We start from the raw sequence: 22,969 nt of genomic DNA on the forward strand, positions 1-22,969 counted from the left end.
CTTACCATTTTTATCTGCAAATCGCCTAAAAAATAGTCTCTGTCAGTGCCATGGTCGAATGTTTAACACGCCCTATTATGGATTGGCTGTGAAGCATCAAAAATAGTCATTATTTTAACCGATATCATTCTGCTACTATAGCTTCCATTTTTATGGCTAAATTTTTTATGTGGCTAAAGATAAGACTTGGCGACTTATAGCAGCTGTCCTTAAAAGCGATTAGTCTATTCATCATTCTCTATCAGTAGCCTCTAGTTAATACTCCCACCATATCTCTGCGCATAATAAGGACTATTCATGTCAGAACAAAAATTAGATGATCACCTGCCTAAAGACGGTAATGAGTATTTATTTACCGATACTTTTCCAAAAGGTACAGGCAAAGGATTGATCGTCGTCGCTATAGCAGCAGTAGTCAGTCTAGTGATTTATAACATTCTGCCATTTGATATCAGTGCCAATAAAGGCTTGGCAATGTTGTTCTTCATCGGCGCGCTTTGGCTTACCGAAGCGGTCCACGTCACTATTACCGCCATACTGGTCGTGGTAATAGGAACGCTGATTGGCATTCCAGATTTTGATGCAAGAATTGGTTTGCAAAGCTTTGCTAATCCCATCATTTATTTGTTTTTTGGTGGTTTTGCTTTAGCAGCAGCATTGCACGTACAGCAATTAGACAAAAAGATTGCCCTAAAAATACTATCTTTGTCAGGTGGTAAATTGGGTACCGCCGTGTTTTTGATATTTGGGGTGACGGCGTTTTTGTCGATGTGGATATCGAATACCGCAACTGCGGCGATGATGTTACCGTTAGCGCTAGGTATTTTAACCCAAGTAGATCGCGAAAAAGATCGTGGCACCTTTGTGTTCGTACTATTGGGTATTGCTTATTCAGCCAGTCTTGGCGGATTAGGGACTATCGTAGGTTCACCGCCTAATGCTATCGCTGCCAAAGCTTTAGATATCGCTTTTATCGATTGGATGAAGTTTGGTATCCCGATGATGCTAGTGTTGTTACCTATCTTGCTGGGTGCGATGTACTTGGTACTCAAACCTAATCTCAATCGACAAGTCACTATTGCGCAAGATGAGGTTATTGAGTGGAATAAACCAAGAATAGTCACTATCATTGTTTTTGTTTTGACAGCGCTTAGCTGGATATTCTCCAAAAAAATAGGTGCAGCATTAGATATCTCTGATACAGATGCTGTGATTGCATTATCAGCCGCCGCCGCTGTGGTGAGCTTAGGGTTAGTATCTTGGAAGCAGGTCTCTGATAATACCGACTGGGGCGTGCTCATGTTATTCGGTGGCGGTATCGCGCTATCGACAGTGTTAAAAGTCTCTGGCGCCTCTTTAGTGCTAGGGGAAACCGTTGCTAGTGCTTTATCAGCGGCGCCGCTCATCCTAGTAATGATTGCTATTTCAGCTTTTATCATCTTTTTGACCGAATTTGCCTCCAATACGGCATCTGCTGCACTATTAGTCCCTGTGTTTGCAGCGATTGCTGAGCAGATGGGTATCCCAAGTGAAGTATTAGTACTGGTAATCGGCATTGGTGCTTCGTGCGCCTTTATGCTACCTGTAGCCACGCCGCCGAATGCGATCGTATTTGGTACGGGGTTAATCAAACAATCTGAGATGATACGTACAGGCGTGGTTCTTAATATCATAGCTACAGTCATTATTGGACTATGGGCGTACTTCTTTTTACTTTAAGTGAGTTCTATACAAAACAGCAATAACAACAAAGCCAAAACCTCACTGTTAATGTCATGACTTAGCAGTGAGGTTTTTTTATAGGTATACCGTTATAGACATACCGCTGGTTGCTTCATTTTTAAAAGTATGTTGTGGCTATAGTCAATCAATATGAAAAGTGGTACAAGGCAGACGAGTGCAAGTACTACAGTAGTAAGCTAAACGAGTCTAACGCTGTAACACTTTAATAGTGGTTCGACTATATCTTTTTATAGGGTCATTACATCATTAATGCGGTTATTCCCTGCCAGCCAACGCGCAAACCCAGTCCCGTTAAAATCAGTAGAATAAGCTGACGAAAGCGCGCTTGCGGTAAATAACGACGTAAGCGAATCCCTACTAATAAGGCAACAACAGATACCGCACTAAGGATAGCTATCAATTGCCACTCACTCCCTGTCAGCGCCATAATAGGCTCACGCAAGACAATAATTTGCGCAAGCTTCCCTAAGAAATAACACATATTGCCGACTTTGGCGATAGTGTCTTTATTATCGCTCGCTGATAATAAGTACATCATCAAAATAGTCGACATGGCATTCGTCGCGCCGCCTATGATACCTGCGCTTAGACCTACGATAATGAGCATAGCCTTGGTATTTGGCAGACGTATTTGTTTGCCCAGCAGTGCCGTTATGACATAAAAACTTATTACCGCGGCCAGTAACAATAAGATGTAAGCGCTCTCCACCCATAAGAGCAGTTTTGCCCCTAGCAGACTGCCAAGCAAACTCATCAAAGCCAATAGCCAGTAACGTTTGCCATAATAAGTGAGGTTTTGCCAAACACTACGTCCCCCACCACTCAGCCAAGTCATGGCATTGAGTAGTAGTGAGGGAAAAATAACCAATACGATAGCGTGCGGCAAAGGGTAAAGACTCGCTAAAGCGGTAGTCGTCACCAAAGTCACGCCAAGTCCGCTAATACCATGCAGCAGCGACGCGAAGCCAAATATAGCTAATAAAAGTAGCGTCTGTGTGTGCTCATCAGCCACCATTGTGCTCACCTGTTAAACTTGTATGGCATAACTGCGCTTGACTGCGCTTGCATGACTGCCTTTATTAGTGCGCAAAACCATTAGCGCTTTGCCAAGGTCTGACCTATCAAAGTGGTCAATTGCTCTGCGATTTTGTCTTTGCTGGCTTTATCGAGCACTACTGCGTCCTGCTCATAGGCTTTAGCAAAAAACACTTGCATGGCATTATCATCGCTTGCAAAGCCGATATCAGCGCGCGAGACATCATTACAAGCAATCATGTCTAAATCTTTGGCCGCAAGCTTACCACGCGCGTAGCGCTCAACGTCTTGGGTTTCTGCGGCAAAGCCAACCACAAACAGCTCTGGGTGTGCCAAAGAAATTGTCGCTAAAATGTCTGGGTTTTTGACCAGATCGAGGCTCATAGCGTCCTGAGTTTTTTTGATTTTTTGCGGCGCAGCATCGCGAGTCCGATAGTCAGCAACGGCGGCAGTCGCGATAAAGATATCTGCCGGTTTAGTGAGACGACTTTCTTCGATATAGCTATCCGTATCCTCACAACCACAGCAGTCGTCATGCTCGTGGTCATGGCTATGATGCTCGTCAAACGCTAAGGCTGGCAGAGCTTGTAAGGCGCTATGAGTGCCATCGACACATTGCTGCGCGGCGCTCAGCATTTGCTCGGCTGACAGCACATCGATGCGCGTGACACCCGTCGGCGTCGGCAGACTCACCTTACCACCGACGATTAGCACCACCTCCGCGCCAGCATCACGGCAGGCATTAGCTAGTGCAAAACCCATCTTGCCAGAAGAGTGATTGGACAAATAGCGCACCGGATCTATCGCCTCAACCGTTGGCCCTGCGGTAATCACCACTCGCCTGCCCGTTAAACTCTGTTCAATAGACTGCTGCTTATAAAACAGTTGCACCTCGCTCAATAGCTGCTCAGGCTCAGGCAAGCGCCCAGCACCGACATCACCGCAGGCCTGCTCGCCGCTCGCTGGCATAATGATATGATAATTCATATCACGCAAAGTCTGCACATTAAGACTCACCGCCGGATGCGCCCACATTTGCTGATTCATTGCCGGAGCAACCATGACAGGCGCGCTAGTCGCTAGACAAACGGTGGTGAGCAAATCATCGGCCATGCCCATCGCCAGTCGCGCTAGAGTATTGGCAGAAGCGGGCGCGATAATGAGTAAGTCGGCCCACTTGGCCAGCTCGATATGCCCCATACCCGCCTCAGCGTCTTCATCGAGTAGTGAGGTATGTACCTCATTACCAGTTAAAGCTTGCAAGGTAAGCGGGGTAATAAAAGCTTGCGCCCCTGTGGTCATAATGACGCGCACTTCAAACCCTGCTTTGAGCAATAAGCGGGCAAAAAAAGCAGATTTATAAGCGGCGACACCGCCGGTGATAGCGAGTAGAACGTTTGACATAAGCATGACATCGATAGGTAATAAAGAAAAGAAAAGATAAAATTTGCGCTTATAGTAACAAGTATGAGATAAGTTAGGTAAGGTTTTATAGTGCTATCGCTAGCTTAGCCATTTTTTATAAAAAACCATGACTAGCTTTGTGAATGAATCAATCAAAAACCGCGCTCAAAACCCCTCTATAACTCTTAGCCAAGAAAGGATGAATAATGGCGATCAAGGATTGGCACGAAGATGATAGACCAAGAGAAAAGCTACTAAAATTTGGCGCAAGTCATCTCTCTGACGCTGAGATACTAGCGATATTTTTGCGCACCGGTACTCAGTCGCAGTCGGCTATTGAGCTGGCAAGGTATTTGATCGATGAGTTTGGCTCGCTTGCCGAGCTGTTAGCCGCGCCAAAAGAGGTCGTTCTTGCCTGCCATGGCATCGGCCCTGCCAAGTATGCCCAGATACTCGCATCGCTTGAGATGGGCACGCGCTACTTAGACAGTAAGCTTAAAACCGGACAGGGACTTGGGCGCTCACAAGTGGTCAAAGACTATATTAGTACGCAATTACGCGGCGAGCACCGAGAAGTCTTTGCCGTCTTGTGTTTAGATAATGCCTTGAGTCTGCTGAACTTTGAGATACTATTTACCGGCGGTATCTCCTCGTGCTCGGTCTGCATCAAATACGTACTTCGCCACGCACTCACTCACGCCGCTAGTCAGTTGATAATCGCTCACAACCATCCTCATACCGATTCTAAGCCTTCAGCCGCGGATAATATACTCACTTATGAGCTCAAAAAAGCGTGCGACTTGTTAGATTTGTCTTTAGTCGATCACATCATCGTTGGCCGCAATGATACGCTGTCTTATGCCGAACAAGGCCTAGCCCCTTTCGCTTGAATATTGATTATCTTGAGTAGGTATTATAGAAGTTATCAGCTGATGCTTATACTATAACTGAGGATATAAAAACACATCTGCAAAAAATACAGTCTAATAGTGTGATGAGGTCATTATCACTAAATGACTATCATACTTTCTTTATTTTATATCTCCTTACTCCCTAGCAATGGATACATATTCTCGACATAGAACAGCATTTTTATCCTTGATACTTGTCAGGTATTATTTCATATTGGAAGATAAAATTATATTACTGTGTTATTGCAGACTGAAAGTTTTATCACTAGATTTCTGTTGCAATGATTGCAGCTTTTAACGTTATATAGAGATGCACCTACTGGTGACTACCATAATTTTATAACGACTCTTTATTTATAACACCACCTTTAGTTTTACTAGCGCTTGTTAAGGAGACCGTCATGGCGATTGGTTTATTTGTTTTGGCAATACTTATTCAGTTAGCCGTGATTTTGGCCATCTTTTTAATGTCGTTGTCGAGGGTGACTGGCAGTATTGTCGCTATTGTGACGGTAGTAGTCACTGCCTTTATCAGTCCGTGGTCGCTTATCTTAGGGGTGCCGATTGCCCTACTATGCCTAGTACTTCTTATTACTCCTATCCGCCAAGCGCTTATTACTAAGCCTGTCTACAAGACTTTAGGCGGGGCTATGCCGAGCATGAGCGATACTGAGCGCGAAGCACTCGATGCCGGAACGAGCTGGTGGGAAAAAGAGCTGTTTATGGGCGCGCCTGATTGGAATACCTTTGCTGAGTACCCTTATCCTAAGCTGTCTGCTGAGGAGCAAAGCTTTATCGATAATGAAGTCGAACAGCTTTGCGCGATGATTGATGAGTGGCAGATTCAGCACGAAGATAAGGACTTATCCCCTGAGACTTGGCAATTTATCAAAGATAATGGCTTTTTGGGTTTAATTATTCCTAAAGAATTCGGTGGTCTAGAGTTTAGCTCTTACGCACAAAGCCTTGTGATGAGCAAGATTGCCTCACGCTCGCCTACCGCAGCGGTCAGCTGTATGGTGCCAAACTCGCTCGGTCCAGGTGAGCTGCTCATGCATTATGGTACAGACGAGCAAAAGCAGCGCTGGTTACCGGGGCTCGCCAGTGGTGAGGAGATTCCTTGCTTTGGTTTGACAGGACCAGAAGCCGGCTCAGATGCAGGCGCTATCCCTGATACGGGTGTGGTCTGTTATGGCAATCATGAGGGCGAGCAAGTCCTTGGCCTTCGCATGAATTTCTCTAAGCGCTGGATCACGCTAGCGCCTATTGCCACAGTGGTCGGTCTAGCCTTTAAGATGTATGATCCAGAAGGTCTACTTGGCGATGCCGATAAGACAGATTATGGCATTACTTGTGCGCTAGTGCCTGCCAGTCACGAAGGCGTCATTACCGGCCCTCGCCACAATCCTGGTGGCTCGCCCTTTATGAATGGTACGGTCGATGGCACTGATGTCTTTATTCCACTAGATTACATCATCGGCGGGGTCGAAAACGCAGGACGCGGTTGGCGCATGCTGATGGAGTGCTTAGGCGTAGGCCGCGGTATCTCCTTGCCGGCGCTCTCGACCTCAGCAAGCGAGATGACTTATCTGTCGGTCGGTGCTTTTGCTAAGGTGCGTGAGCAGTTTAAAATCTCAGTCGGTAAGTTTGAAGGCGTACAAGATGCGACAAGCCGGATGGCAAGCCAAACTTATATGCTTGAAGCTTTTCGCCATCTAGTAACTTGTGGTCTTAATCAAGGAGGTACGCCATCAGTGATGACTGCTATGGCAAAATACTATGCCACAGAGACCATGCGTGAAGTGGTCAATGATGGTATGGATGTCTTGGGTGGCCGCGGTATTCAGATGGGCCCACGCAACTTCTTATCGACCCCTTATCAGGCTATTCCTGTCTCCGTTACCGTTGAAGGCGCGAATATCTTAACGCGCTCATTGATGATATTTGGTCAAGGTGCGATGCGCTGTCACCCCTATCTATTTGATGAACTACAACTGCTCCAAAGCGAAGACAAGCAAAGCGCGGTAAAAGAGTTTGATACTTTGTTTTTTAAACATTTAGGCTATACCTTTAATCGCGGTGCCCGTGCCTTTGTGGCAGGTTATGTCGGTGGTAGTAGTAAAGCGCCAAGCTTTGCCGATGCCTTTACACGCCCTTACTACAAGCACATTAACCGCTTGAGTGCAAGCTTTGCGCTGACCGCAGACATGGCATTAGGGTTACTTGCAGGGGATCTGAAGCGTAAAGAGATGCTCTCTGGCCGCCTAGCAGACATTCATAGTCATCTATTTATTGCTACGGCTATTTTGCAGTTCTATGAGAATGGCACCAAATCCGAAGCTGAGCGCTTGCATGCCAAGGTCGCTTTACAAGACAGCTTATATACTATCCAAGAAGCCTTTGTCTCTTTATTTGCCAACTTCCCTAACCGCATAGCAGCAAATGTAGTCGGCTTTGTCACCTTCCCTAGCGGCCGTATCTTTACGCCGACAAGCGATGAGCTCAAAGTGAAGCTTGGTGATACCTTTATGGATGATTTTGAAGCTAACCCATTCCGCGATTATCTCAAAACTATGGTCTATTACAGTACCGACCCTGAGGACCCTAATGGTCGCATGGAAAATGCGTATCAGACATTACTTGAAGTTGAGCCATTATGGCAAAAATTCAAAAAAGCGGAGCACAAAGGTGAGTTTGCGGGTTTAACCTTTGAAGACCATGTGGTACAAGCCAGTCAAAATGGCGATATCACTGAAAGTGAAGCGGAGCAATTAATCCGCTATAACGGCATTCGCTACGATTCCTTATTGACAGATGTTTTTGATGAGCACTTACAGCACGCTCAAGAGCGTGATAATCCTCATAGTCTAGAGAACGCGGTGCATAAGCTTACCGATTACGCACAGCTCAATAGTAATGCTGCGGCTAAAAACACACCATCACCCGCTCACGATGAAGCGGCAACTGGTTTTCATGAGCAGACTGGTGATGCCAATCCCAATCATGGCTATGAAGAAGATGGTGATGTGGAGATGCGTAGCGAGCAAGATACTGTCAGAGAAACTACTGAGCAAACCGACTTTACGCAAGCCCATCCTGAAGAAGAGGCGCTTAAACATCGTCATCGCGATGCAGAGACAACGCTGAATGAGCGTATGAGCTATAATCACCGTCGTGGGGATGATCTAAACAACAATGCTCCAAACAACAATGACCAGCATAATAACGACACGGCTTCTATTCAGGACTCGTTCCGCGAAGCGGACAATACGATAGAGACTACAAATATGCCGGAGGCCATAAATAAGCCTGCTGAGACTCGTGATCATGAGATAAGCGGCGCTGAAACTGACACATGGCAAGATGGTCTACGTCGTAGTGAAAGTGATGAAAGCGATAAGGTCTAGCCAGACGCTAATAATCTAGCCAGACATTGATAAATAGTTGCTTAAGTCTAGAATCAACAAACTTCAGTCTAAAATAGGCTGAAGTTTTTGTTTGCGATAGAGTCAAACTAATAAGAAAACCCAAAAGCATGACAAAGTCTGCTAAATTTATCTAAAGCATTTGTATATCAGGCGCTTTTTATCCGCACTGGACAGCATTTGCCAGCACACTATAGTTTCTAAAGCTTGACTCCTGTTTTTAGGACAACAACAGCAAATGCTGTCTTTGAGTAGAGTCTAGAAAATAAAAATTTTGCTTATTCGTATTGTTTTATAATGATATTTAGTGCATTAAATTTTTTATATTGAGAGATTTGTGAGAAACTAAAGCAAACTATTTGTCATCTTATAAAATATAAGTAGAACGATCTAAGTTGACGGTATCAATTGAACACATGAGGATGATATGGCAGTAAAAAGATTTAAAGCATTTCTTGAGCTCGAGGCGTCAGGCGGCATTGTATTAGCGCTGGCAGCTATCGTGGCGATGATTATTGCCAATAGCCCTCTTAGTACTTGGTACGAATCCTTTATTCATGCGCCAGTCGCCATTCAGATAGGTAGCTTTGCGATTGCCAAAGATGCCCATCATTGGATTAATGATGGTTTGATGGCGATTTTCTTTTTTTTAGTCGGTCTTGAGCTCAAACGTGAAGTACTCATCGGTGAGCTCTCTAACGTCAAACAAATCATCCTGCCAGCCGGTGCCGCTATCGGTGGTATGGTCTTCCCAGCCATCGTGTATATGGCCTTTAACTATAACGAGCCTGAATTTTGGGCAGGTTGGGCCATTCCAGCGGCGACGGATATTGCCTTTGCCCTTGGTATCTTAAGCTTACTTGGCAGCCGAGTCCCTAACTCACTAAAAGTGTTTTTAGTATCGATTGCTATTTTCGATGATATTGGCGCTATTTTAATCATTGCGTTATTTTATACCAATGAATTATCACTCAGCTCGCTCGCTTTTGCAGCGCTTTGTCTACCGGTTCTATATCTTCTTAACCGCCGCAACGTGACTACTATCACCCCTTATATCCTCGTTGGGGTGATTATGTGGATCGCGGTACTAAAGTCTGGTATTCATGCCACTTTAGCTGGGGTGGTATTGGCATTATTTATTCCGATGTTTGATCGCACAGATCCTGAGCATTCCCCGCTTGAAGAGCTTGAGCACGATCTACAAAACACCGTGTCTTTTGGTATTTTACCTATATTTGCTTTTGCCAACTCTGGTATCTCGCTCGAAGGAGCAGGGTTTGCTGAGCTATTCCATTCTGTGCCACTTGGCATTGCCGCAGGTTTATTTGTCGGTAAGCAAATTGGTGTGATGCTCGCTTGCTGGTTAATCTTCAAACTTGGTATCTCAAAAATGCCAAGCGGTATGAACTTCCAGCAGATTTATGGTGTCGCGCTATTATGCGGTGTTGGTTTTACTATGAGTTTATTTATCGGCGGTCTTGCCTTTGGCGGCGGCTCGCCATTATTCGATGAGCGCTTAGGTATTATCATGGGCTCTATTGTCTCAGGTGTCGCCGGTTACCTTATGCTCAAAGCCACTCTCAAAGATAACGTTAGCAGCACCTCAGTGGACCTAACGCGTCATTAATACTGTTGCGCCGTGCAGTGATAGACTACTTGCAGTAATGGACGATAGGGCGTTTAAGCATTATTGAATAAAGCCTATTAAAGGAAGCTTACTATGCTGTTATCTAGGCTGTTATCTAGACTGATTTTAGTAACGGTTAGTAGTAGTGCTCTGTTACTTGCAAGCTGTGCGACGTTGTCAGTGGAAGAGTGCATGGTCGGTAACTGGCAAGCTATCGGCTACAATGACGGCGTGGCAGGCTATCCTCCTAGTAGGCTTGCTGCGCATTCAAAAGCTTGCGCTAAAGCCAATGTCGCCGCGGATTATGAATCTTGGGAGCGTGGTCGTCAGTTAGGTCTTAAGCAGTACTGTACTGTGAATAATGCCTACAATATCGGTCGTCGTGGTCTTGAGCTAAACCGTGTTTGTCCAGCTAGTAGCACCATGAGACTACAACAAGCCAATCAGCAAGGCCGCGAATATTACCGTTTGAATAAACAGCTTAACGATGACAGAGCGCTACTAGAAGAATACGAGGCAGACTATACTAAGCTGCGTGCTGGGCAAATGCTCGATTTTGAAGACGAAAAAGAAGCGCGCCGCTATCTGCTATCGCTACCGGCAAAACTGCGAAGACTCGAACGCGAGATAATCTACACTGAAAGACAGCTTAGCCGCTTAAACGATGTCCATCGCGACTAACTACGATTAGCTTGTTATCTAGTCTTATCCGCGTGCACAAAGCAGCTGTTATAAAGCGCTGATGAAGCCGGCTGTATCTTGAGAGCAGTAACGTCACTGCTATAATAAAGGCAAGAGATCCTCGCAAAACGGTGCTACAGATATGGCTAACTATAACGGTATACAGAGAGGCAGCTATCAGCGTCATGGTCGTAGCACTGCTATCGATGACCATACTGAGCTGCAAGTACTCAAGCGCATTAGACGCTATTTATTGCCAAAAGACTTTCAGATTGATCCGAAGTTATTGGCTGAGATTGTCGAGGGTTACGACATCGGTGATCCTCTAGTCGATCAATTGGCTGCTGATAATATTCGCTTTGCTAATCCTTTACAGCAGCTCATCTTGCCAGCGAATACGGCTCATACTCAGCCAGACGCTAAGCAAGCGGCGAACGATAGCATAGATGACGACATCCTCGCCCATCCCGCTTTTATCACTCTAACTGAGCAATTTAGCGCTCATCCTGACTGGTTTGATCCTAAGCTGGCAGAGATCGGCGCTATCGCCTATCGCCGCTATCCGCTGATGCTAATATGGCTACTGCGTAATGTTGCGCTAATGGCAGGTTATAGTATTCCGGCGCTGTCTTTACCGCTGATTCAGACTGGGGCATTAATGCACGATGCACTGCCGCGTTTGATGCGTACTTACGCCTATATTTTGGCGGTCTCTGAGCATCCACAGCTAAACGATTCTGCTCAAAATAAAGCGCCTCTCTCGCAAGTATTAGCGATTGGCTCTGAGGGCTGGCGTCAGTCCATTCATGTGCGGCAAATCCATACCTTAGTGCGGCAAAAACTGCTCACCGGTCAACTCACCGCAGCGGATGGCGTGATTAGCACAAGCGCTCAGCATCATAATTCTGATGGCAGCTGGAATAGCGACTATTGGGGTCTGCCGATCAATCAGACCGATATGATTGCAACTCATCTACAATTCTCGTTACTGATTATGCGCGGGCTGCGGCTGTTAGGCGCGCGTATCAGTAGCGAAGAAGCTCGCGGCATTCTGCATCTATGGAATCTAGCCAGCTACTGGATGGGCGTGGATTTAGCGCGTTTACCGCAGACGGAAGCGGCGTGCTGGGAGTGGCTGTATACTTATTTGTCCATTCAGCAGCTTGATTTTAAGATGGGACAACCCTTAGCCAAAGCGCTGCACGACTTACCGCGTCAGCTCATGGGTGAGGATAATCGCAAAGGCCGGTTTGTGGAGATGGTCAATGCCAGCGTCACTCGCACCTTAGTCGGTGATGATATCGGTGATGGACTACAGCTGCCCAAATCGAAAATTCGTTTTGGCGTGTTAACCTCAGTACCGATTCTGTTTGCGCTTGATACGGCACGCCAGCACAACAGCACTATGGCGGCGAAGCTTGAGCAGTTCCGTGCTAAGCGCCAAGACAATATGAACTGGTGGCTGAAAAAAAACGACCGTTATTATAAAGAATCATAACTAAAGAGTCATAACAAAGGTTTAACTAGGGCGTGTCCCTATTTCAAAAATGATGATGAAAATGAGATAAATCGCAGGCAAACAAGGAAAATAGCGAAGGTAATATCAAGATATTGACTAGCTATTTGACACCGTTTGCCAAAGATTTAGCCATTTTTAGCCCATTTAGTCATAAACGCTTGAATTAGGGACACGCCCTAGGCTGTAGAGTAGCGCGCATCGTTAGCGGTCTAACTCAACTCCTGAGTCTTTTAGACGATAATACCACTCAAGCTGACGATCAAATCCGGTCTCTAGTAAGCTGGCGATGACCTTGCCGGTTAGGCCCCAAACGGTCTCGCCATCCACCTCCCAGCTTGGCGTGAGTATCGTTGCCGTCTGCTCAAGCATCGTATACTCTATCGCATACTCGGTTGTCGGCTGAGTGATCAGCGTCTCGAAGTCCGCCCAAAAAATGCGCGATATCTCACCAATCTCAGGGATCAAGGGCAGGTCTGGCGCGATAAGCGCTACGATAGGACGGACACTCATCCCACTCTTTGAGGTCTGAATCGGCAGCTGACCGAGAAGCTGGACTTTATTAGGTAGCAGCGCAGTCTCCTCATAAGCTTCACGTAGCGCGGTGACCACGTTATTACCATCACCTAGCTCATACTTACCGCCTGCACAGGATACCTCTCCTGCGTGGCTTTTCATGTGCGCCGCGCGGCGAGTCAGTAGCAATTTCGGCCTGCGCTCACGAGTAATCGCTACGAGTACGGAGGCATCAGCGATAGGGGTCTGATATAAGCTCTGTAACACTCGCTCGTTATAGGTTTTGTCGTAGAGGTTATAAGCAGAGGCGCTCACTAAAGTATCAGACGACGTGTCTGGTAACGTCTTCAGCGTTCGTTGTTGCACGCGCTCAGCCAATTGTCTAAGCTTAGGATGACGAATAAAGGCAGGCCGCGCTACGGTTAGCTCATCAAAGCTCTCAAACTCATGAATTACTGTCATTATTACTGCCTATTTTTATCATCAGTCCTGTATATGGGATCATCTTAGCATGTCAGTAGTGCCAAGTTGATGACTGCGTAGGCCAATTTAGCTGCCCTGCACCTCCAGTCATCTATATCGCATACCATTTATAATATATGGCATCAATGACGGACTACATTTCCTGCTTTATCCTCTATATAGTGTTTTTTTGTTCTTGAATAGGAGCATTATGATATCGCGCCCTGCTAATACTAAAAACTATGCTATCTTAGGGCTCTGCAAGCTGAAACGTTAAAGGCTTGTTAGCTAAAAATTTCTAGGTTCTCAATTAAATAAGGCAGCTGTTATGCAATATTGTCTCGAGTGTGGTCATGAAGCCGAGCGCAAAATCCCCCCTACGGATAATATGCCGCGCTTAGTCTGTCCTAACTGTAACTACATTCACTACGAAAACCCTAAGATGATCTGCGGGTCGCTAGTGATTTATGAAGACAAAGTGCTCTTATGTCGCCGTGCTATCGAGCCGCAATATGGCCTTTGGACGTTGCCAGCAGGATTTATGGAAAATGGTGAAACCATGGCAGAAGGCGCGGCGCGCGAGAGCTTTGAGGAAGCCGATGCAGTGGTCATTAACCCGCAGCTTTATTGTCTTTATGATATCCCTGATATCGGTCAGATCTATGTGATTTACTTAAACGATCTAAAAGACGGCGCTTATGGTATTGGCTCTGAGAGCTTAGATAGCGCGCTATTTAAAGAAGAAGATATCCCGTGGGATGAGATCGCTTTTGAGGCGGTGAGACGCACACTCAACAACTACTTCGCCGATCGCAAACAGTTCGATAAGCGTGAAGACTTCCCGATTCATCAAGATCAGATTGCCAAAGACAAAAGCATTAAGCGTTATTAACACTTAACTGTAATAGCTTATCGCTTAACGCAAAAAAGCCAAGCATCGTGCTTGGCTTTTCTTCTTTTCAAATATCAGTAACGGCTAACTGTTAATTTTACAAACCTTAAAGCCCAGATCTTTTACGCTGTCCTCTTTATCATAAGGCGCTAGCACCGCACGCACGTGCTGTTGGCCTTGCAGGTACTGCTTAGCCACACGCTGTATATCATCAATAGTCACCGCCAAAATAGCGGCGCGCATCTTACGCTGCCAGTCCTCGCCACGATTATGCAGATTGGCAAAGCAAGCCTTAATCGCCTCCCCTGCTGGCGAGCCGGGCTTATCCATACCCGAGATGATGCCCAGTATCGCCTCTTCTAGCTGCTCAGCGCTTTGCGGCTCACTCAGTAACCACTCGATACTGGCCTCAAAGTGCGCAAAAGTCTCAGCGCAGTGCGGGTCACGGTAGCTGAAAAACTTAAAGGCACAAGCATTAGCATCATAGCCGGCGCCGCCGCCATACGCGCCGCCGCGCTCACGAATGGCACTATGCAAGTAGCCATTACGTAAATAAGGCGCAAGCACCATAAGCGCTGCTGTATCTGGATGGTCAGCAGCAGGTACGCTATAAGCGCTAGCGTTGTGATAGACGTTAGTCGCAACCAGCCAAGCTAAGTCCTCAGCGATAGGGTCACTCTCCAGCGCCTTGACAGCATCTGGCTCGCCGTCTAGCGCTGGATCTAATTCAAGCTGAGTAAACTCACTTGGGATATTCTCCTCTATCTGCTTAGCATTTACTGTGGATGCCTTAACGTCCTGCCAGCTATCTACAATCAGATCGCTTAAGCGCTCGGTTTGCTCGGCCTCACAGATGATAACGGCGTGCTTAGGCAGGCTCAGCAAGCGCTGATGCAGCGCCATCAAGCTAGTAGCCAGCTCATCCCATTTGTTATCGTCATCACTTGCATGGGCTAAGAAGTCTTTTAGGGCATTAAGCGCGGGCAGACCGCTACGGACATACTCTAGCTGCGCTTGACGGCTCATCGCTCGGCTCGCCGTTTGTAATGCGTAGGCATGGCCTGCACTGGCCAGACGCGACTGCCAACTGGCCTGACGCTGCTGCAAAATCTCCTTGATACGGTCATGCTCTTCAAAGACACTATGCTGCATCACCTCTTTTAGCAAGTCTATCGCTTCCGTCTTACGGTTCAATGCGCGAGTTGCCACCACAAAGTAGCTGCTAATCGCATGACTGTCATCGATAGCAGTACGTTGGCTGATACGGGCGGTCACGCCTGATGAGTGCGCCGCCTGCTTCGCTTGCATCTCATAAGCGTCAAGCTCATCTGTACCGAGCTCTGAGAGTAAACTTAAATAAATCGGCAGCAGCGGATGATTAATCACCTCGTTCACTGGCAGGTTGCTCGTATCCTGATTGCCAATCGCATCAGTCAACGGCACAATCACTTGATAATAATACAAGCCATTAGTGCCTGCCTCGTATTCAAACAAAGTGCTGTCCTGTCCGCTAAGCATTACTTGCTTTTGCGTGCCTTGCTTAAAACTAATATCGGTTGGTACATCTTCTAAGCCCACTTTAGGTAATAAGCTTAGATCATCAGGCGCAGCTTGACGCGCCGCTAGATCTAGCGCTTGCTTTTCAAGGATTGCCTTATCATCTTCGGTCAAATCCATAGCGATAGTATCAAGGCGCACTTGCTCAGCGGCAGCTAGGCGCGCTGATTTTTCGCTATCAGGAACCAAAGTCACGCGCACTCGGTGATTATTATCGAGTAGATGCGTTTTAATCAAATTAGGCAGCCACTGCTCATCTTTTACTTGTTCGCGTAGCCAAGCCAAGTGCTCATCGACCTCCCACACGTCGATAGGATTGCCGTCGTGAATAGCGGTGCTAAAGCCTTCTAACATCAAGTTTAGACCATAAGGCATACTATCGCCGCCGATATGACGCTGGTCAATCTCGATCTGATGCAGTATTGTCTCGATAGTATCAGAATCGATAGGCTTGCTTGCGACATCAGCAAGCAAGTCCATAATGCCTTGCTCCACCGCCTCAGCATGTTCAGGCTCAGAGCCGCGCAGACCAGTATAAAACACCATTTCATAATGGCTATCGTCCAGACCTAGTAGCGGACTGGGCGACGTGCCTAGTGGATGACTATCTAGATAAGCCCGTAGTGGCGAGCCGGCATGCTCGATCAGCACCCCTTCGAGTAAACGCAGTGCCAAGCGCTGCTTAGGGTTAGTAATCGAAGGCAGTAGCCAAGCGAGGACATGGTGAGTCTGATTAGGACCGGCTTCGTCAGCAGTATAAGTATCGACAGCACTAATCGATGCTGACAGACGCACTTCTGGACGCGAAACGTGTTTTTTGCCCGCGGCGAACTGAGTTAACGCATCATCATGAATCCGCGCTTGCGTCTCAGAGACCGGAATATTACCAAAGCTCATGATGACACTGTTTGCTGGATGATAATGGCTTTGATGAAACGCCACCAGCTCATTATGAGTCAAGTCAGGAATATCTGCAGGATCACCGCCTGAGTTATAGTGATAAGTCGTCGTTGGGAACAGATGATGGGCAACAGTATGATAGAGCTGATCGATCTCGCCGCTCATTGCCCCTTTCATCTCATTAAAGACAATGCCCTTAAACTGCGGTTTATCGTCCTCATCTAATTCAACGCGAATACCTTCTTGCGCAAAATCTAGCGGATGAATATTTGGGAAAAAAGCAGCATCGAGATAGACTTCGAGCAAATTAAAATAATCGTTTTTATTTTGCGTGGCATAAGGATACGCGGTCCAATCGGCCGCTGTCATCGCATTCATAAAGGTATTTAACGAGCGCTTAATCATCGAAAAGAACGGGTCGCGCACTGGGAATTTCTCGGAGCCGCACAGCGCGACATGTTCGAGCACATGCGCTTCACCTTTGGAGTCCATTGGCTGCGTACGAAAGCCCACCAAAAAAGCATTTTCGTCACTAGGATGCGCTAAGTGATAGTGCATAGCGCCCGTTTTGACGTGTTGGCTGATGATGACGTCAATAGAGAGTGCTTCGATGTGACGATGCTCGATAAGCTCAAATGCCGGATGCAGAGTAAGATCCGCTGTAAATGTATCAGTCATAAATATCCTTGTGGCCTATTATTTTGCTCTTTGGTTCGGTGTCTAACTAGTCAGTGCTCTAGTCAGTGCTTTCGATGAAAAGTGTGTTAAGACGTTTATTAAAAAGTATCGTTGCTGCTAGATGGGGCTAGTAGTTTGATAAGTCAAGCTACAAGCGCTAACGCCCATAACTAGATTGACGTGATAAGTCTTAACTTTATAGCGCTATTCATAACCACAATTAAATTATGGATTTTACTTAACAAAGCTCAGCGCTACTGCTACTATGAATGAAAGGATGTTAATAAAGGAGTCTACTATGGGTTACCAACATATCTTATTAGTCACCGACTTGCTATCGGATGCCGACATCGTCGCACAAAGAGCGAAACGCGTGCTTGCCGGCTCGCCTGAGGCGAAATTATCAGTACTACACATCGTTGAAGACGATATGGTGCGCTTCGGTTATGAGCTGGTACCCGCGTCGAGCCTATCTGGCGAAACAGATGGCGAGCACTGGCAAGAAGCCAGAGCAAAACTGGCACAATTTCTTGATCGTAATGAGCTTAATGCGGTCAACTCTGAGGTGACAGCAGCGATCTCTAACGACCAAGGCATCGTCAACTACTGCAATAACAAGAACGTTGACCTGCTCATTATCGGACGCCATGAGCGCCGAGGTATCGCGGCTTGGCTAGTCGGCGCGACTGCAGACAATATCTTGCCTAATGCACCTTGTGACAGCTTAGTCGTCAAGCTCGATCAGCCAGTAGCGACTTAACAGCGGCTATTAGTAGTGCTATAGTAGATATCATCAGCCACAAGGAAGACTCTATGAGTTATCAACATATTTTATTAGTTACTGATCTTTTACCAGATGCTGATATCGTGGCCCAAAAAGCTAAGCATATCGTCTCTAACCGCCCGAACTCTAAGTTATCGGTACTACATATCGTAAAAGACACCATGGTTGGCTTCGGCTATGAGCTGGTGCCAGCGTCTAGTCTCTACGATGAGATCGATGATGAACGTTGCCAAGAGGCACGCGCTAAGCTAGCGCAGTTTTTGGATCGCAATGAGCTAAATGTAGTCAACTCGCAAGTGACTACCGCTATCTCTAGCAGCGAAGGTATCGTTAATTATTGTCACAAACACGAAGTCGATTTATTAGTCATAGGTCGCCATGAGCGCCACGGTATCGTTGCTTGGCTGAGCGGTGCCACCGCTGATAACATCTTGCCTAATGTACCTTGCGATAGCTTAGTGGTTCGGCTTGATAAACCAGATTAATCAAGCGTCATTCTATCCGTTTATTCGCATTTAAATCGAAAGACTAACTCTCAAACAAAAGCGTTGTGTAGCAGCTACACAGCGCTTTTTGCTGGCGCGATAAAGGTTGCGCTAAAGGTATAACGCTGCATTTACTGAATAATATCAATAAAGGTCTGCCAAATCGGGCTTTGATGCCGGGCTTTGTGCCAAACTAGCCACCAAGTCCTTCTTAGATCTATTCCCTTAATTTTGACAGGTACTAGACTTGCCTCCGCAAGCTCTTTTTCGATGACGTGCTGCGAGAGACAGCCCAGTCCTATATCGGTGTTGACCATATTTTTTATCGCTTCTGACTGCGCGATGGCCCGAACCACCTCCGCACCGGGTAGATACTGCAATAACTGCTCATCAATGATTTGCCGAGTGCCTGAGCCTACTTCTCGCACGAGTAAGGGCAGCTTTGAGAGCTGCTCGGTGGTCAGCTCATAACCGCCGCCCGCTTCGTTATAATTACTCAATCCTTTTAGCCACCGGCTATCACGCTTGGCGAAGACCATCAAAGTGTCAGTACGCCAAGCGCGCTGCTCCAGCACTTTGCTATCGCTCGGCCTTGGCATACCTTCTACAAGCGCGATGTCGATATTAAGCTGTTCAATCTCGCTGATGACTTCGCGCGTATTGGCGATATACAGCTCGATGCTGGCTTTGGGCAGCGCTTCATATACCTGAGCCACGAGCTCGGGCAACACATAATTGCCGATAGTAGTACTCGCGCCAATATGCAACTGACCGGCTTGATGCTTATGATAATGCTCAAGGGTAAGCGCTTGTCCTAATATAGCCTGTGCTTGTACGTAAACAGCTTGGGCATTGCGATGAGGATTGAGGTTACGGCCTACCCGCTCAAATAGCGGCATCTGTAGGCGCTCTTCTAACGCGGCCAAAGCACTACTGACCGCTGACTGCGACAAGTGCAGCTGCTCGCTAGCACGGCTTGTACTGCCCGTCTGATAAATACTGACAAAGACTGCCAGCTGTTTTAGGGTAATTTTTGGCAGTGTCTGGCTAGATTTGTCCGTCAAAATAAGCGTCCTGTAACAAGTGAGTCATTGATAGATAGAGACAAGCAAACTTATAGGTATCCAAGCTTTTCGCTTTCTTTTACCCAAAAAATCGATAATTCCTATCTCATCAATCTGTTTTTATTATATATGAGCTTTACTTATAATATCCATACATAAGCTAATGCCTGTCAAAACTATTAACAATTACGATGGCAACGCCTTAAAGCAACCTCAATAACAGCAGTCAATAAGCAAAAAAACGCCCGTTAGGATCTAAATATGCCCTCTTTTATACAAGCCATAACTGATTATGTGCCTCGGTCTCGGCATCTAGCAGGGCTGATCGCCGTGCTCATCGGTAGCTTGTTTTGCTTATGGCTAAATACGAGCTTGGACGTCTGGAGTCACGGGCGCATTATTGGCTTATCCTCGTTAACGCTAGCGATTTTGATCGGTATGGTACTGGGCAATACTATTTATCCCAAGTTTGCGCCAAGTTTGGCAGCTGGCGTTGGTTTTGCCAAAGGAAAACTCTTGCGCTTAGCGATTATATTTTATGGCTTCAAATTGACTTTGACAGAAGTGGCTGGCGTTGGTATGCCAGCGGTATTAAGCGACGCGTTAGTGCTGAGCTCCACCTTTTTATTGACCTATTGGATCGGTACTAAGCTGTTAAAGGTCGATAAAGAGACGACGTTGCTCATTGGTTCTGGCGCAAGTATCTGCGGGGCGGCGGCGGTTATTGCCGCGGAGCCTGTCATCAAAGCTGAAGCGCACAAAGTTACTATTGCGGTGGCAACCGTTGTTGTTTTCGGTACGATTGCCATGCTGCTGTATCCCTTTCTCTATCATCTCGGCTGGCTACAAGTGTGGCTGTCACCGCAAGATTATGGCATCTATACCGGCTCTACCATTCATGAAGTGGCGCAAGTCGTCGTCGCGGGCAACACCATCAGCGCAGAGGTTGGCGATACGGCAGTGGTGACTAAGATGATCCGCGTGATGATGCTTGCACCATTTTTATTGATTTTGTCCTTTCTGCTCACCAAAAGCGGTAATGGCAAAGGAGAAAAACTACCCGTTATGAGCCGAGTCAAGCAAGTCAAAGTACCTTGGTTTGCTTTCATTTTTATCTTAATCGTGCTGCTACATACTTGGCTGAATATGTCAGATAGCTTTGAGAGTACTATGGTCCTGCTCGATGATATACTGCTGACTATGGCAATGTTTGCGTTAGGACTCACCACGCATCTCAGTGCGATCAAGCAAGCAGGCTCTAAGCCGCTTATTTTAGGCGCGATTATGTTTGGCTGGTTACTCCTTGGCGGTGGTCTAATTAATATAGGTATTAGCTTTATTTAGCCGCTATCGGCGGGTTATGCTTTGCATGCAACCCATAAGAGGGATAGCTCTCGACAGCCAAACCTTAAACGGCAGGCATAAAAAAACGAACCCTAAGGTTCGCTTTTTTTACATCTATTTATCTAATAGCTTGTCAATAAAAAGACAATTTAGATAGCAACGATGTTATGTGCTTGTGGGCCTTTTTGGCCTTGAGTTACAGTAAACTCAACTTCTTGGCCTTCAGCCAAAGTTTTGAAACCAGAACCAGAGATTTCGCTGTAATGAGCAAAAACGTCTGCGCCGTTTTCTGGAGCGATAAAACCAAAGCCTTTAGCTTCGTTGAACCACTTAACTGTACCTTTTTGAACGTCTGACATGTTGATAATCCTACTTTTTAATTTATTGATGGTCTCATTGACCGGTAACGCTTGCAAATAGCTACTGACGATAAATATTAAAACGAAGGATTATAACTAATACTACGAGGTAATGATTTGTGCAGAACTGCTCTTAAGCTTGTGCGTATTATAAAAGGCTTATCGTACTATCGCAAGTGATATATGGCTTTTTGTGTAACTGGTTACAAATCAGCGTTTTTTTGCGCTAACTTATTGGTTTATTGAGCATTTGGCAAGCGAAAAAGGTAAATAGCAACCCCTGTACAGACCACTGCGACAAGCCACGCTATCCAAATCAAACCCTCAGGCAAGCGATAAAACAGCATAGCTGTCGATATCGCCATCATGATGGTCGCAAGCCACTTAGCATAAAGCGGTACTGCATGATTTTCTTCCCAATCACGGACGTACTTGCCGAAGTATTTATGATTAATCAGCCAAAAGTGAAAGCGTCTTGAGCTGCGCGCCCAGCACCCTGCTGCCAACAGTATAAAAGGCGCAGTCGGCATCACTGGTAATACTACGCCAATGATACCCAGTACAAAAAACAACCAGCCTAGTATCACAAACGTCCAGCGCAGCGCCGCGCTGTTAGACTGATTGGTCTTGGGACGATAATAAAAGGCTTTTTTGTCGGTCATATTGATTACATCAATGCTAGTAGGCGTTTAAGAGCTATTTTTATAAAAAAATAATCATGCAATAAAGACTCATTTGGCTCAATATTGTTTTTGCGTTTTTATGTGGTTATTTCATGTCTAGCGGTCTGCCTCTACCATCTGCCCATAAAAAAACCACTACTAGCAAAGGCTAAAGTGGTTTTTGCTTCATCATAGAAACGACTTATACTAATAGCAGCACAATCACCGTAAAGATAACGAAGTAAACAAAGACGCCAGCGGTCGCATAAAACGTCTTAATCTCTTTATTATTAATCTTAATCTTACTGAGCGTCGTGCCAAGCTTGAGCATAGAGATGGCAAAAAAGTAAAACGCCAAAGCCAGTAGCGTGATACTGATAATAAAGATCACCACGGGAGCGACGATACCAAAAAAGGTCTCGGTGCCCGGGAACAGTATCTTACCTTTGATCACCAGTATCAGTAGTACGGCAGCCAGCCCCGACGCCGAGGCATGAAAAAAGATAATATCGTGCCAAGAAGCATTCGTTCTATAAAAGCTATTTTCGATACCGAAATGACTATCAGCATGGTCCACCTCAGTCGCCCCTCTTTTTCCGACGGCTCGATAGGCGTTTATCTTACTGACTGTAATCAGGAAGGTAAAAAAGGTAAAGGCAATCCACAAAAAGACGTACAAGTTCAAGCTCATAACTACCTCAAGACTTATATAATTATGCCTTTAATATACCATATTATGTATTAATAAGACTAACGAGTGTACGGAGTGTTTATAAGCCTCGCTACATGATGGTTAGTTTGCGAGTATTAAGGTGGTCGAACTTGTTTGCTTTATCTTACTGACATAAAAAAAACCGCTACGGCTTGAGGCGGTAGCGGTACTTTGCCCTAGGTAGCTAAAACTTAATTTTAGATACTAAGGAT

Annotated in this window: 18 protein-coding genes; 10 read left to right on the forward strand and 8 right to left on the reverse strand. The window is 46.1% G+C overall.

The window, feature by feature from the left end:
- The first annotated feature begins 297 nt into the window (after positions 1 to 297).
- Complete coding sequence (locus JMY03_RS05575; RefSeq protein WP_201601789.1) at positions 298 to 1,719, forward strand: SLC13 family permease; 1,422 nt, start codon at positions 298 to 300, stop codon at positions 1,717 to 1,719.
- A 262-nt stretch (positions 1,720 to 1,981) separates the two neighbouring features.
- Here the strand turns inward: JMY03_RS05575 and JMY03_RS05580 are convergent, their stop codons facing one another.
- Positions 1,982 to 2,758 carry a TSUP family transporter gene (locus JMY03_RS05580; RefSeq protein ID WP_201602190.1) on the reverse strand — a complete coding sequence of 259 codons (777 nt, stop codon included), beginning with the start codon at positions 2,756 to 2,758 and terminating at the stop codon, positions 1,982 to 1,984.
- 80 nt (positions 2,759 to 2,838) lie between these two features.
- A complete protein-coding gene (gene coaBC, locus JMY03_RS05585) occupies positions 2,839 to 4,182 on the reverse strand; it encodes a bifunctional phosphopantothenoylcysteine decarboxylase/phosphopantothenate--cysteine ligase CoaBC (protein ID WP_201601791.1) in 1,344 nt (447 codons plus the stop codon).
- A gap of 206 nt (positions 4,183 to 4,388) precedes the next feature.
- Between coaBC and radC the strand changes: the two genes are divergently transcribed.
- From radC to JMY03_RS05610, 5 genes are all read left to right on the forward strand, one after another.
- The gene (radC, locus tag JMY03_RS05590; protein WP_201559147.1) at positions 4,389 to 5,072 is read left to right on the forward strand and encodes a RadC family protein; all 684 of its coding nucleotides are present in this window, start codon (positions 4,389 to 4,391) and stop codon (positions 5,070 to 5,072) included.
- A 422-nt stretch (positions 5,073 to 5,494) separates the two neighbouring features.
- Positions 5,495 to 8,500 (forward strand): acyl-CoA dehydrogenase, encoded by a 3,006-nt coding sequence (locus JMY03_RS05595; RefSeq protein WP_227675493.1) that lies wholly within the window; start codon positions 5,495 to 5,497, stop codon positions 8,498 to 8,500.
- A 445-nt stretch (positions 8,501 to 8,945) separates the two neighbouring features.
- The gene (nhaA, locus tag JMY03_RS05600) at positions 8,946 to 10,145 is read left to right on the forward strand and encodes a Na+/H+ antiporter NhaA (protein ID WP_201601793.1); all 1,200 of its coding nucleotides are present in this window, start codon (positions 8,946 to 8,948) and stop codon (positions 10,143 to 10,145) included.
- Positions 10,146 to 10,238: 93 nt separating this feature from the next.
- Positions 10,239 to 10,826, forward strand: coding sequence for a DUF2799 domain-containing protein (locus tag JMY03_RS05605; RefSeq protein WP_201601794.1), 588 nt, complete (start codon positions 10,239 to 10,241; stop codon positions 10,824 to 10,826).
- Between the two features lie 142 nt (positions 10,827 to 10,968).
- Positions 10,969 to 12,324, forward strand: coding sequence for an oxygenase MpaB family protein (locus JMY03_RS05610; protein WP_201601796.1), 1,356 nt, complete (start codon positions 10,969 to 10,971; stop codon positions 12,322 to 12,324).
- Positions 12,325 to 12,546: 222 nt separating this feature from the next.
- Here the strand turns inward: JMY03_RS05610 and JMY03_RS05615 are convergent, their stop codons facing one another.
- Entirely contained in the window at positions 12,547 to 13,320 is a 774-nt protein-coding gene (locus tag JMY03_RS05615; RefSeq protein ID WP_201601798.1) for an NUDIX hydrolase, read from the reverse strand.
- Between the two features lie 328 nt (positions 13,321 to 13,648).
- Here JMY03_RS05615 and JMY03_RS05620 point away from each other — a divergent pair, with 328 nt between their 5' ends.
- Positions 13,649 to 14,212: an NUDIX hydrolase gene (locus JMY03_RS05620; protein ID WP_025644830.1), complete on the forward strand. Its 564-nt coding sequence runs from the start codon at positions 13,649 to 13,651 to the stop codon at positions 14,210 to 14,212.
- Positions 14,213 to 14,296: 84 nt separating this feature from the next.
- Here JMY03_RS05620 and JMY03_RS05625 read toward each other — a convergent pair whose 3' ends face one another.
- Positions 14,297 to 17,347 (reverse strand): insulinase family protein, encoded by a 3,051-nt coding sequence (locus tag JMY03_RS05625; protein ID WP_201601800.1) that lies wholly within the window; start codon positions 17,345 to 17,347, stop codon positions 14,297 to 14,299.
- A gap of 298 nt (positions 17,348 to 17,645) precedes the next feature.
- Here JMY03_RS05625 and JMY03_RS05630 point away from each other — a divergent pair, with 298 nt between their 5' ends.
- Entirely contained in the window at positions 17,646 to 18,107 is a 462-nt protein-coding gene (locus tag JMY03_RS05630) for a universal stress protein (RefSeq protein ID WP_201601802.1), read from the forward strand.
- A gap of 53 nt (positions 18,108 to 18,160) precedes the next feature.
- On the forward strand, positions 18,161 to 18,616 hold the full coding sequence (locus tag JMY03_RS05635; RefSeq protein ID WP_025644836.1) for a universal stress protein: 456 nt from the start codon (positions 18,161 to 18,163) through the stop codon (positions 18,614 to 18,616).
- A 131-nt stretch (positions 18,617 to 18,747) separates the two neighbouring features.
- Here JMY03_RS05635 and JMY03_RS05640 read toward each other — a convergent pair whose 3' ends face one another.
- On the reverse strand, positions 18,748 to 19,680 hold the full coding sequence (locus JMY03_RS05640; protein WP_201601804.1) for a LysR substrate-binding domain-containing protein: 933 nt from the start codon (positions 19,678 to 19,680) through the stop codon (positions 18,748 to 18,750).
- Positions 19,681 to 19,941: 261 nt separating this feature from the next.
- Here JMY03_RS05640 and JMY03_RS05645 point away from each other — a divergent pair, with 261 nt between their 5' ends.
- The gene (locus JMY03_RS05645; RefSeq protein ID WP_201601807.1) at positions 19,942 to 21,024 is read left to right on the forward strand and encodes a YeiH family protein; all 1,083 of its coding nucleotides are present in this window, start codon (positions 19,942 to 19,944) and stop codon (positions 21,022 to 21,024) included.
- Between the two features lie 149 nt (positions 21,025 to 21,173).
- Here the strand turns inward: JMY03_RS05645 and cspE are convergent, their stop codons facing one another.
- The 3 genes from cspE to JMY03_RS05660 form a co-directional block, all read right to left on the reverse strand.
- A complete protein-coding gene (cspE, locus tag JMY03_RS05650) occupies positions 21,174 to 21,383 on the reverse strand; it encodes a transcription antiterminator/RNA stability regulator CspE (protein ID WP_025644841.1) in 210 nt (69 codons plus the stop codon).
- A 239-nt stretch (positions 21,384 to 21,622) separates the two neighbouring features.
- On the reverse strand, positions 21,623 to 22,045 hold the full coding sequence (locus JMY03_RS05655) for a YbaN family protein (protein ID WP_025644843.1): 423 nt from the start codon (positions 22,043 to 22,045) through the stop codon (positions 21,623 to 21,625).
- A gap of 202 nt (positions 22,046 to 22,247) precedes the next feature.
- Positions 22,248 to 22,736 (reverse strand): hypothetical protein, encoded by a 489-nt coding sequence (locus JMY03_RS05660; RefSeq protein ID WP_201601810.1) that lies wholly within the window; start codon positions 22,734 to 22,736, stop codon positions 22,248 to 22,250.
- Positions 22,737 to 22,969 lie beyond the last annotated feature (233 nt).

Source organism: Psychrobacter submarinus, assembly GCF_904846685.1.
Taxonomy (GTDB): Bacteria; Pseudomonadota; Gammaproteobacteria; order Pseudomonadales; family Moraxellaceae; genus Psychrobacter; species Psychrobacter submarinus.